Source organism: Cohnella baijiui (genome assembly GCF_020731285.1).
Taxonomy (GTDB): domain Bacteria; phylum Bacillota; class Bacilli; order Paenibacillales; family Paenibacillaceae; genus Cohnella.
On record NZ_JAJFOW010000006.1, the window covers coordinates 155,668 to 167,372 of the forward strand.

The window sequence follows — 11,705 nt, forward strand, 5'->3', positions numbered from 1 at the left end:
CCATGACATGGCATGATGCCTAAATTTTAGAGCCATTTCGCCGGGAAATCAACGTTCCGCCGCCGCTTCCGCGATTTTCTCTAGGTTCTCACCATCGTTCGACAAGATCCTTCATCTCCGTTGCGCCGGACATGCCGCTCCCTCCCGCTTTGTCCGCCCGGCGCCGGGATTCGCCACTTCGATCGGATATCCGCCCGCTCGTCCCAGGTTCGTCCTTCGCGGACGTCGAGAAAGACAGCATCCACGTCCGGTCCGTACTCGGCATACCCGCTCGTTTTCCGGATTGCCGCATAGACGCGCTCGGCTCCTTCCGCCAGTCGCGGCCGATCGCCTTCATAGAACGCGTCGCGCATCGCGTCGACGTCCAGCGGCCTGCCGGTCGCGAGCGCCCGGGCATGCTCCGCCGCCAGCTTCGCAAGCGCGAGCGTCGCACGGGCCAACCGCGGCGAGACGAGCCAACTGGGCGGCGTGCGATACTCGAAGCCGCCGTGCGGCTTGGCGCGGCAGTCGCCGAGCGCACCGTAGCGCGGGCGCCGCGCGCCGGCGTCCGGCGGTTCGAGCAGCCGCAGCGGCAGCGCGACCGCGTTGTCCAGCGCGCGCAGCCGCTCGCCGGTCAGGGCGACGCCGCTCAGGTGCAGGTGGCCGCCGAGCGGCAGCCCCGGCACGGGGGACGCGCCCGCCAGCCAGGCGAGCGGGGCCTCCCCCGTCGCCTTGGACGCGGCGGCGAGGAGGCGCCGCAGCTGCGCCGCGACGGCGTGAGGATCCGGCGACGGATCGGGCCGGAGCTCGGCGAGCGCCCATCGCGGGACGCCGCGAACGACGACCGCGTCGCACCCCGCGCGGCCGCCCGGCTGCAAATAACGTGCCGCGGGCACGACCTTGCCCTCCGGTGAGAGCAGGACGAACTCGGGATCGGCGCCGAGCGTAGCCAGCGGCACGCTGCCTGGCGCGGTCTCCGCCGCCCAGCTCCTGGCGAAGTCCGCCGCCGCCCGGGCAAAGACCGCCTCGGCCTCCGGCGTCTCCGGCCGCAGCTCGGGCGAAAGGTCCGAGATGACGCCCGTACGCCCGGACGCGCCGACTTCCCACACGACGCTCCCGCAGTCCAGACCCAACGCGTACAGCGCGCGGGCGGACGCCCTCGCGAGTCGGCGCCTCAGCTCTTCGTCGCGCGCGCGGGTGCCGGGGTCGGGCCGAACGTCCGCGGCGGTCAGACCGAACACGGACACCGTAAAGCGGCGCTGGCCGAAGCGCTGGCCCGCCATTCTCCCGGAGCGACCGGGCCGGATGCGCGCCGCCTCCGAGACCAAGAACCCTTCGCGCCGCAGCCGGCGCGCAATCTCAGCCCACGGTAGCGATGCGACCTCGGCTGCGACCGCGTTCCAATGCCAGGCGCCGTCGTTCAAGCTCCCCCCATGACGCGCCCCGACTGCCAACACCGCGTCGAGAGGACCGGCCGGCCCGCCTTCGGGAAGCTTGGCCAAGCCCGCTTCGACCGCCCAGCGGGGCGTGTCCTGGCCGCCGGACGCGATCCATACCTTGCCGCCGTCGCCATTCATCGCGATCCCCCCTCAAGAAAGCGGGAAGGGCCGTCCCGTCGGCGATGATACGCCGAAACCGGATGACCCTTCCCTGTGTGCCACCCTTTGCCGGTGGCCGCGAGCCGTCGGAAACTCGCGCAGCGCGCGCCAAGCTCCGTCCTGCTCGCATGAAATAGGCTGCTTTTTTCGCAAAGATCAGGCATCCGCCCTCGACTTTTCGATCGCATCCGCATACGCATAAGTATCGGCCTTGGGGGGCCGCTTACAGATCGTCTTCGAGCAAATCCGAGTCGAGATCTTCGTAGTCGCCGTCATCCAGTCCGAAATCGGCATCCTTGACTTCGTCGAATCCGCTCGGGTCGACCACGACGGTGACTTTGGTCTCCGCGACCATCTCAACGGCGAATTCGCGCTCCACGCGAATGAGCACCGCAGATCCGTTCGAGCTGATCGTTGCCTCCACGCAATTCGGTTCCTGCGTTGCATCCGCGGAAACCTCTTCGGTGGCGGAGCGATGGCGCGGGTCTACATACGACAAAGGCACGAGCTCCGTGTAGGAGATCGTCTCCTTCGCCACGTCCGTCTGCGAGTTTTTGCTGTACGAATACCAGATGTTAATATCGTAAGACCCGACTACCTCGATGCCGTCCCCCGAACGGACCGCCTCGTATTGATGGTTGATGATCCACGCCCCCAGGATGCTTGAGGGGTGGTGCGGCGGCGTAACGGTATGGGTAATCGTCGAGAACTTCCGGCCTTTGCCGCAAACTGCTTTCGTGATGATTTCCCTGCGTTGCAGCCGTTTATCCGCAATCGCCATGCAATGACCTCCTCCATACAATCAATTCATTAAAAGTCTATGCAGGACATTCGTCTAGAGTGACAAAAATGTATCCGTGCACGGAGAGCTTCCATCTCATTGTATGTGGGCGGCTGCCTGCGGAGACCTGCGTTTTTTTTCGCGTCTGGCGATCGTCAGATAGCGCCGCAATTCGCGGCACAGCTGCAAGAGTGCGGCGCGCGTCTCGAATTCTTCCCGGGTTGCCGGCAGCGGCATGCCGCGGAATTGCCGCTCCAGCTCGTCCAGCGCCTGCTCGGTGTTCCCTTCGTAAAAGTCCGAGCGGACGTCGTCCGTCAGCGTCTCGAACAGCCGCGCGATGGATTCGGCCTGCGGCACCCGCTGCGAGGCGAGCGCGACGAGCTCTGACATCGCCTGGATCGACTCCAGCTGACTGCGCCGCATATGAAAATAGAGCAGCCATGGCTCGTCCTGCAGGACGAGCCTGTTGCGCCGCGTTCGCCAGATGAGCCTGTTCTCCCGGGAACGCTGTGCCGCCTCGATCCCCGCTTCGATCGCAGCCTCCGCCTCCAGCAGCTCGTTTCCGCTCCAGAGCGCGCCGGGATCCCGGAGATAGCGGGCCAGCTCCGCGAAGACGGACGCGAACATCGATTCGGTCCGCGCGCGAAGCGCGTCGAGCACCTGATTTTCCCGGGGCATGTACACCAGATTAAAAAAGGTTGCCCAGCCGAGGCCGATCGCGAGCAGCTTGAGCTCGGTCAGGATCGCGTCCGGCGTCACCTCGCCGCGCGCGAAAAGGTGGAAGACGATAACCGATCCCGTCACGATGCCGTCCTTCAGCCCGAAGCGGGTAAGCAGCGGAAACGCGATGAGAATGAACAGGCCGAGCGCCCAAATGTGGAAGCCCACCGCGTCGAACAGCACCGAAGCGACGATCAGTCCGATCACGGAAGCGCCCAAACGGGCGAACACCGTCTTGAGCCCGCGCCATCGGGTCGTATCGACGCCCAGAATCGCCAGAATCCCGGCCGATTGCGGGTTGTCCACGTTCAGGAGAATCGCTGCGTAGATCGCCGTCAGCGTTGCGATCGCGGTTTTCATGACCCGAAGACCGATAAGCCCGAATAGTTTGTTTGACCAGGTTCGTTTGTCCGATGGCCGCATGCCGACTTCCGCCTTCCCGCCGTTTGCCTTCGATTGCCAAGCCGTTCTTCTCATCGTAGCAGTCCGTCCGCCGATCCGTCAAAGCGCCGGCCGGACCCCAAACAAAAAACCGCATCCTCGCGCGAATCGCGCGGGATGCGGCCGGGGGCCGTCGCTTACAGCCGGTAGATCTCTTTGTACTTGGCCTCCAAATAGTCGCACAGGTATGACGACTGGAGCGGCTGACCGCTGATCCGCCGGATGATCTCGGACGGCTGCAGCAGCTTGCCGAAGCGGTAGACTTCGCCGGTGAGCCATTCCTTGAGCGGGAGCAGCTCGCCCGCGGCGATCTGATCGTTTAGCGCCGGGATCTTGCGCTGGGCGGTGTCCATGATCTGCGCGCCGTACATATTCCCCAGCGAGTAGGACGGGAAGTAGCCGAACGAACCGCCCGACCAGTGAACGTCCTGGAGCACCCCTTCGCCTGCATGTCTAGGTGAGATGCCCAGCGCGCCTTTGTACTTGTCGTTCCACACTTCCTGCAGGTCCTTCGGATGAAGCCCTTCATTAAAGAGCATCTTCTCGATTTCGTAGCGGATCATGATGTGCAGGTTGTACGTCAGCTCGTCGGCCTCGATCCGGATCAGCGACGGCTCCACCACGTTGATGCCGCGGTAGAACGCCTCAGCGCTCACTCCGTCCAGCTGGCCAGGGAAATGCCGCTGCAGCTCCGGGAAGTATCGCTCCCAGAAGCCCCGGCTGCGGCCGATCATGTTCTCCCACAAGCGCGACTGGGATTCGTGAATGCCCATGGAGGTGCCGCTGCCAAGCGGCGTGCCGGCCAAATCCTTGCCGATATTTTGCTCGTAGAGGGCGTGGCCGCCTTCGTGGATCGTTCCGAACAGCGCGCTCGTCACGTCGTCTTCCAGATAGCGGGTCGTGATGCGGACGTCGCCCGGGTTCAGCCCGGTCGCGAACGGATGTACGCTTTCGTCCAACCGGCCCGCTTCGAAGTCGTACCCCATCTGCTTCAGGATGTAAAGACTGAAGCGCTTTTGCGCGGCGACATCGAACGTTCCTTGCAGGAACGAAGTGTCCGGCCGGTCTCCGTTCGCCGCGATCGCCTCGGACAGCGGCACGAGACGGGTCCGCAGCTCGCCGAACAGGCGGTCCATCTCGGCGACGGTCGTCCCCGGCTCGTACATGTCGAGCAGCGTATCGTACGGCGTGCGCTTCACGCCCCACAAAGCGATAAATTGCCGGTTGTAATCAATGATCCGCTCCAAATAAGGCAGGAATCCGGGAAAATCGCGGTTCGCCTTGGCTTCCTCCCAGGCGGATTCGGCCTGCGACGTCAGCACGACGTATTCCCGGTACAGCTCGGGCGGCAGCTTGCGGTTGCGATCGTAATCCTTGCGCGTTTCCTCGACGAGCTTGCGGTCGATCTCGCCGAGCGCCTCGAACGCCGCGGGCTCCGACAACCGGTCCAGCAGCTCGCCCATCTCGGTCGAAGTCGCGATGCGGAACGTCTCTGCCGACAGCGTGCCCACCGCTTCCGATCGGAGCTCGATGCCTTTGCGCGGAGCACCCGTCCGCATGTCCCAATACACGACGCCGAGCAGCTCTTCATACTGCCTCAATTGCCGAGTTAATTCCCGAAATCTGGTCAGCCCCTCGGGCTGCGGGTTGGCGCTGGTCGCCATCGCATTCATCCTTCCTCAACTAGACTGGTAGCCGTCCCCTTGATCATACCCGGCCCGATCTCTATAATCAACATGACGCGCAAGTTGCAGGTCCCCCTGCTGCCTGCCTGGGAAAGGGTGATCGGGATGGAAGTCAAATGGAGCGCGGAAGCGGTCGACGCGCTGCGGGCGCGGTTCGGTCCGGAGGCGCGCACGTGGAAGCTCGTGTCGGACGCCGAAGGCTGCGGCTGCGCCGTCAATGGCGTGCCGGCCTTGTGGGCCGTCAACGAGCCGCTGCCTGACGACCTTCGGGCGGACGGCGGACCGGTCGAGCTCTGGTACGAGAAACGGCACGAGGTGTTTTTCGACGACGAGATGCGGATCACCTACGACGCCGCCAAGCGGAGCTTCACGCTCGCGAGCGACGGGCAAATCTATACCAACCGGCTGGCGACGGTCGATCGCCGTCACGGTTAAACGGCCATTTCTAGAGAAACGGTTGAACGGCAATTTCAAGCGAGAGGGAGAGACGCGATGGTGCGAAGACTGGAAGAAGTGCTGGCTTATAATGAAGCTTTTGTCGAAAGAAAAGAATATGAGGCGTATTTGCGGGACAAGCAGCCGGACAAACGGCTCGTCATCGTCACCTGCATGGACACCCGGCTGACGGAGCTGCTGCCGAAAGCGCTCAACTTGCGCAACGGCGACGCCAAAATCATCAAAAACGCGGGCGCCATCATCACCGCGCCATTCGGCAACATTATGCGGAGCATCATCGTCGCCCTCTACGAGCTGAAGGGCGACGAAGTCATGATCATCGGCCACCATGATTGCGGCATGACCGGCATCGATCCGAACGTCGTCGTAGGCCATATGGTCGAACGGGGCATCGACAAGCAAACGATCCGCACGCTGCATCACTCGGGCGTCGACTTCAACCGCTGGCTGACCGGCTTCGAAAACGTCACGAAGAGCGTCGAGAACAGCGTCGACATCGTGCGCAAACACCCGCTGCTCCCGCCCGGCACGCCGGTGCACGGCCTGACGATCCACCCGGAGACGGGCAAGCTGGATCTGGTGGTAGACGGCTACAAATATTTGGAGCAAACAAGCGGAAACGACTACTGAAAAATGGCCGGGCGCAGCGGTATTCCGCCAGCGCCCGTTCCCTAAGCCTGCCGGCGGTCTAGCGCTTTGCGCTGGGCCGATGCCGCGCGGGCTTCTTCGACTTCGGTGCGGTCCCGCGTCGCATGACGATGAACGACGTCCTCCCCGGCCGCCATGCCGTCCGCCTGCCACGCCGCGCCGAGCTCGGCGGACCGCCTCCGGGCCGCTTCCCGCAGCGCCGGCTCGCGGATGGGCAAGTTAAAATCGTCGTAGCGCACGCCCTCGGGCTGTCCCCACGCGGCCAGTCGTTCCCGCATCATGGCGGTCAGCCGCTCGCCGTCCAGCCCGATTTCCGACATCAAGACGCCGTCGATTTCGGCATTCGCTTTGGAGAGCAGCTTGAACGCCCCTCTGCCGTTGCCCCGGCGCGCATGATACTGCACGACCGAAAGGCGGGTCAGCACCAGCCAACAGCCGACATGGCGCCCCCCCTTCTCCCGCTCGCGTTTCCAAAATTCCTCCATAATCTCATGACATTCGAAATAATCGCGCGTCCCGTGGTATTCCGCCAAAAACGCGACGAATTCGGCCGGGTACGGGTAAGCTTTCTTCATCGCCGTTTCGGTTCCTCCCCCCGTATTCAGTTCCCCGATCGGCTGCATTTGCGCCGTTTCAGATGCCTTCAGCATACCGCAAGCAGCCGCGCGACTCAAACCTTTCGAGCCGATCGGCGTCAAAGGATCGAAAAGCGGCGAAAGATGAAACCGCGCCCAAGGTTGTCCGTATTACCCTAATGAACCTAAATCAATCGGGGGGAATTGCACAAGATGTGGAAGAAATTGCTGCTCGTATTCACTCTGTTCGCCTTCACCGTGACGATCGCGATGCCGGCTGACGTCTCGGATGCGGCGCGCAAGTCGTTCAGCTCCGGCAAAAAGTCGTTCACCAAAACGCCGTCCAAAGCGCAGGACAACGTCTCCAAGAGCACCACGGACACGAATAAATCGACCGGCGGCGCCGCTTCGACGACGCAAAACCGCGGCTTCACGAGCGGCGGCAGCTTTATGAAAGGCATGATGATCGGCGGTCTTGCCGGCATGCTGTTCGGAGGGATGTTCGGCGGCATGGGCTTCTTCGGCGACATGCTCGGCCTGCTCGTCAACCTGGCGGCCATCTTCCTGCTCGTCATCGCGATCATGGCGGTCGTCAACGCCTTCAAGCGGCGCAGGCAGCATCAGCCGCAAGGCCCGAACGACGGTCCGCGCCGCTGGTAATCGCCGATGCGGATCACGATGGACGAGATCGTTAACGCAGTGTGCATCCACATGGCTGAACGGCAGGAGATGCCGGTCGCCGCGGTGGAAGTCGAATTGAACTGGGACGAAGACCAGGGCTATACGGCGGAAGTATGGGTGCAGGGACGAAGCCGTTACCTGGTGGAGGCGAACCTGAAGGAGTCGATCATGCGGTACGTGCTGGCGGAATACGACCAGCGGGTGTATCCGTCGCAAATTTCGCTCCAGCTCGACGAAGAGATTTATGCGCAGATCGAGGCGTGAGCCGAACCTGCGTGCAGAGACGCTCCGAGCGGAGCGTCTCTTTTTTTTGCGAGCGGACGATTGACAGCTGTTGGAAGCGGTGTTACAGTAATCTCGTCAATTGGTATTAGATTGGTATTATACACGATTCGGAAAGGAACGCCGCATGAAAGGCAAACCGCTAGTGAAAGAAAGGCTCGTGGAAGAGCTGCGCGAACGGGCGATTGCGCTGCAGACGGACGCGTACGTGCGCATCCCCTCGGAACGGGAGCTGTCGGAATCGCTAGGCGTCAGCCGCATCAGCCTGCGGTCCGCCGTGAAGACGCTCGTCGCCGAAGGGTTGCTGACGCAGGAGCAGGGCCGAGGCACCTACGTGTCGCCGAGAGCCGGCTTGCGCGAGCTCCACGTCCTCCCTTCGCCCGACATGAAGCCGGACGACCCGTTCTACAGCGAACTGTTGGCGCGGCTCGCGAACGTGGCCGCGGTTCGGGCGTTCCGGCTCTTCATCGTGCGGCCGGAGTCGCTGCCCGAAGCGGACGCGGAAGTGCCGCTCGTCCTAATTGGCAGCGTTCCTCCGCCCGTACTGGAAGCGCTCGCAAGCTGCTACAAGCGCATCGTGCAGCTGCTCGAAGCGCCCGGAAGACCGGGCATCGCCGCGATCCGATTCGACGACGAAGCGATCGGACGCGAGGCTGCCGCACGGCTGCTGGATGCCGGACATCGCGACGTCGTCCAGCTCGTCGGCCCGGACAAGTACGCTTCGGCCCGGCTGCGGAGTGCGGGGTTCACGGCAGCTGCGGCAGCCGTCGGACTGCGGGTGACGTCCCTTCTCGCCAAGATGAACTGGCAAGGCGGCTACGAGGCGGGCGGCGAGCTCGTCCGGCTGCTGAAGCTAGGCGAATCCGATGCGCCTACCGCCGTGTTCGCGGCCAATGACTGGATGGCGGCCGGCTTGATCCAGCGGGTCCGGGAATTCGCCATCGACGTCCCCCGCCGCCTGTCCGTGCTCGGCTGTGACGACACGCCGCTGGCGGGCCAGTTCACGCCAGGTTTGTCGACCTTCCGCCTCGACATGAAGCGCATGATCGACGAGCTGCTCGCCTTGCTGTCGGAAGGCCGCTTCGAAGATACCGCGGCTTCGGGCGAAGCGATCCGGATGGCGGCCGATTTCGTCTCCAGAGATTCGCTCGCCCCCCCATCAAACCGAGAGGAGCAAGATGAACGATGATCGCCATGACCTTGCGCGCCAACGCGCCGATCGGCCCCATCAACCGCAACATTTACGGACACTTTTCCGAGCATTTGGGCAGATGTATTTATGAGGGCATCTGGGTCGGTCACGACTCCCCCATCCCCCACACGGACGGCATCCGCAACGACGTCCTAGCCGCACTGCGCAAGCTGCAGGTGCCCGTCCTCCGCTGGCCGGGCGGCTGCTTCGCCGACGAGTACCATTGGAGGGACGGCATCGGTCCGTACGAATCCCGCCCGCGCATGATCAACACGCACTGGGGCGGCGTAGTGGAAAACAATCATTTCGGCACGCACGAATTTCTCCGCCTTTGCGAGCTGATCGGAGCGGAGCCTTACATCTGCGGCAACGTGGGCAGCGGAACCGTTCAGGAAATGCAGCAATGGGTCGAGTACATGACGTTCGACGGCGAGTCCCCCATGGCCGATCTGCGCCGCGCGAACGGTCGCGACGAGCCTTGGAAAGTCAAATATTTCGGCGTCGGCAACGAAAACTGGGGCTGCGGCGGCAACATGCGCCCGGAGTATTACGCGGACGAATACCGCCGGTATCAGACGTACGTGCGGAATTACGGAAACAATCGCATCTTCAAAATCGCCTGCGGCCCAAATGACCGCGACTACAACTGGACCGAAGTGCTCATGCGCGAAGCCGGAAAAATGATGGACGGCCTCAGCCTCCACTACTACACGCTGCCGACCGGCATCTGGCAAGACAAAGGCGACGCGACGGGCTTCGGCGAAGCCGAATGGTTCGAGACGCTGCGGCGGACGCTAGTCATGGAGGAGCTGATCGTTAAACACTCCGCCATCATGGACAAATACGATCCGGAGCGCCGGGTCGCGCTCATCATCGACGAGTGGGGAACCTGGTACAACGTGGAGCCCGGGACGAATCCGGGATTCCTTTACCAGCAAAACACGATGCGGGACGCCCTCGTGGCCGGCGTCAACCTCAATCTGTTCCATCGCTATTGCGAGCGCGTACGGATGACGAACATCGCGCAAATGGTTAACGTGCTTCAAGCCGTCATCCTGACGGAAGGCGAGAAGATGCTGCTCACCCCTACCTACCACGTATTCGAAATGTACAAGGTGCATCAGGATGCCGAATCGCTGCCGGTCGACCTGGGCGACGGACCGGTCTACGCGTCCGGCGACGCGCAAATTCCGCAGCTGCACGCCTCCGCGTCCCGTGCGGCAGACGGCGCGATTCACCTGTCGGTGTGCAACCTCCATCCGACCGGCGAGGCGGACGTGGCCTGCCGGATCGAAGGCGCATCCGGCACCGGCGCGTCCGGCACGCTCCTGCGCGGCGGCGCGCTGGACGCGCACAACACCTTCGAAGCGCCGGAGACGGTCGCACCGGTCCGCTTCGAGGGCGTGACGTTCGCGGACGGCGTCGTACGCTTCACCCTGCCGCCGGCTTCGGTCGCGGTGATCAAGCTCGCCTGATTCGTTCGTCTTTTCCGCCTATGGACGATATCCCTTTCGCTCAGAAGTTCCGCCACGGGGCTTTCCTGAACGAGCGGGATTCCGTCGCAATGCCGCTTAAACCCTTCCTGAGCGTGCGTTCGATCGGCATCATGCCGATCGAACGCCAAAACGCCCGCAGGCCATCGGCCTGCGGGCGTTCCACGTTCAATGCGATTACCAGGCGTAAGCGTTCGGAGCTTGACCGCCCGGTCCCGGGAAAATCTCGTCCAGACGGCGCAACGCCTGCTCATCCAGCGCGATATCGACGACGCGGAGCGCTCCCTCGAGCTGCTCCAGCGTGCGCGGGCCGATGATCGGCGCGGTTATGGCCGGCTGCGCGAGCGTCCAAGCGAGCGCGACGTTCGCTTCGCTCTCGCCGAGCTCCTTGCACAGCCCTTCGAACGCCTCGAGCTGCGCCCGGTGCTTCTCCGCGCGAGCGGGGTTGTTCGCGCGCTTGGAGCCGGGTACAGGCTTCAACGCATGTCCGCTCAACAGTCCCCCGTCCAGCGGGCTCCAGGCGATGACGCCGATGCCGAGCTCTTCAGCCGCCGGCAGCACCTCCAGCTCCGGCAGACGGCAAAGCAGACTATACTTGTGCTGCTCGGACACGAGGCCGAGCATGCGCTGGTTTTGCGCTTCGTATTGCGCCTTGACCAGATCGCGGCCGGCGAAGTTGCTGGACCCGACATAGCCGATCTTACCCTGATGCTGCGCGACGCGGAAGCCTTCCCACAGCTCGTCCCACGAGACGTTGCGGTCGACGTGGTGCATCTGGTAGAGCTCGATGTGATCGGTCTGCAGACGACGGAGCGAGCCTTCCAGATGGCGGCGAAGCTTGTAGGCCGACAGGCCGGCCGCGCCGTTCGGACCATCCAGCGGATCGCTCATCTCCCCGTAAAACTTCGTGGCGAGCACGACCTTCTCGCGCCGGCCCCCGCCTTGGGCGAACCAGCGTCCGATGATCTCTTCCGTCCTGCCCGCGTTTTCGCCCCAGCCGTAAACATTGGCCGTATCAAAGAAGTTGATGCCTGCGTCGAGCGCCGCGTCCATAATCCGGAACGCGTCCTTCTCCTCGGTATCGACGCCGAAGTTCATCGTGCCCAGACACAGCTTGCTCACTTTCAAGCCGGAACGTCCCAAGTTGGCATACCGCATTCGCTTCTTCCTCCCT

12 protein-coding genes are annotated in these 11,705 nt (G+C 63.4%); 6 read left to right on the top strand and 6 right to left on the bottom strand.

Annotated features, from left to right (window positions below; genetic code table 11):
- Positions 1–80: 80 nt before the first annotated feature.
- The 4 genes from LKX83_RS09065 to LKX83_RS09080 all read right to left on the bottom strand — a co-directional run bounded on the left by LKX83_RS09065 (position 81) and on the right by LKX83_RS09080 (position 5,183).
- On the bottom strand, positions 81–1,556 hold the full coding sequence (locus tag LKX83_RS09065) for a putative amidoligase domain-containing protein (protein ID WP_227881851.1): 1,476 nt from the start codon (positions 1,554–1,556) through the stop codon (positions 81–83).
- A 244-nt stretch (positions 1,557–1,800) separates the two neighbouring features.
- Complete coding sequence (locus LKX83_RS09070) at positions 1,801–2,358, bottom strand: outer spore coat protein CotE (protein ID WP_227881852.1); 558 nt, start codon at positions 2,356–2,358, stop codon at positions 1,801–1,803.
- 96 nt (positions 2,359–2,454) lie between these two features.
- Positions 2,455–3,555: an aromatic acid exporter family protein gene (locus tag LKX83_RS09075; RefSeq protein ID WP_227881853.1), complete on the bottom strand. Its 1,101-nt coding sequence runs from the start codon at positions 3,553–3,555 to the stop codon at positions 2,455–2,457.
- Positions 3,556–3,656: 101 nt separating this feature from the next.
- Complete coding sequence (locus tag LKX83_RS09080) at positions 3,657–5,183, bottom strand: carboxypeptidase M32 (RefSeq protein WP_227881854.1); 1,527 nt, start codon at positions 5,181–5,183, stop codon at positions 3,657–3,659.
- Positions 5,184–5,309: 126 nt separating this feature from the next.
- Between LKX83_RS09080 and LKX83_RS09085 the strand changes: the two genes are divergently transcribed.
- Both LKX83_RS09085 and LKX83_RS09090 read left to right on the top strand, forming a co-directional pair.
- Positions 5,310–5,639 carry an iron-sulfur cluster biosynthesis family protein gene (locus tag LKX83_RS09085; protein WP_227881855.1) on the top strand — a complete coding sequence of 110 codons (330 nt, stop codon included), beginning with the start codon at positions 5,310–5,312 and terminating at the stop codon, positions 5,637–5,639.
- A 57-nt stretch (positions 5,640–5,696) separates the two neighbouring features.
- Positions 5,697–6,290 (top strand): beta-class carbonic anhydrase, encoded by a 594-nt coding sequence (locus LKX83_RS09090; protein ID WP_255654419.1) that lies wholly within the window; start codon positions 5,697–5,699, stop codon positions 6,288–6,290.
- A 41-nt stretch (positions 6,291–6,331) separates the two neighbouring features.
- Here LKX83_RS09090 and LKX83_RS09095 read toward each other — a convergent pair whose 3' ends face one another.
- On the bottom strand, positions 6,332–6,958 hold the full coding sequence (locus LKX83_RS09095; RefSeq protein ID WP_227881856.1) for a DUF309 domain-containing protein: 627 nt from the start codon (positions 6,956–6,958) through the stop codon (positions 6,332–6,334).
- 138 nt (positions 6,959–7,096) lie between these two features.
- On the opposite strand from LKX83_RS09095, the gene LKX83_RS09100 reads away from it, so the two are divergent.
- The 4 genes from LKX83_RS09100 (at position 7,097) to LKX83_RS09115 (ending at position 10,513) form a co-directional block, all read left to right on the top strand.
- Positions 7,097–7,543 (top strand): hypothetical protein, encoded by a 447-nt coding sequence (locus LKX83_RS09100; protein ID WP_227881857.1) that lies wholly within the window; start codon positions 7,097–7,099, stop codon positions 7,541–7,543.
- Between the two features lie 6 nt (positions 7,544–7,549).
- Entirely contained in the window at positions 7,550–7,828 is a 279-nt protein-coding gene (locus tag LKX83_RS09105; RefSeq protein ID WP_227881858.1) for a DUF2653 family protein, read from the top strand.
- Between the two features lie 145 nt (positions 7,829–7,973).
- Entirely contained in the window at positions 7,974–9,035 is a 1,062-nt protein-coding gene (locus LKX83_RS09110; RefSeq protein WP_227881859.1) for a GntR family transcriptional regulator, read from the top strand.
- Positions 9,032–10,513 carry an alpha-N-arabinofuranosidase gene (locus LKX83_RS09115; RefSeq protein WP_227881860.1) on the top strand — a complete coding sequence of 494 codons (1,482 nt, stop codon included), beginning with the start codon at positions 9,032–9,034 and terminating at the stop codon, positions 10,511–10,513. Before LKX83_RS09110 ends, LKX83_RS09115 begins: the two co-directional genes overlap by 4 nt.
- Before the next feature lie 195 nt (positions 10,514–10,708).
- Here the strand turns inward: LKX83_RS09115 and LKX83_RS09120 are convergent, their stop codons facing one another.
- On the bottom strand, positions 10,709–11,689 hold the full coding sequence (locus tag LKX83_RS09120; RefSeq protein ID WP_227881861.1) for an aldo/keto reductase: 981 nt from the start codon (positions 11,687–11,689) through the stop codon (positions 10,709–10,711).
- Between the last annotated feature and the right edge of the window lie 16 nt (positions 11,690–11,705).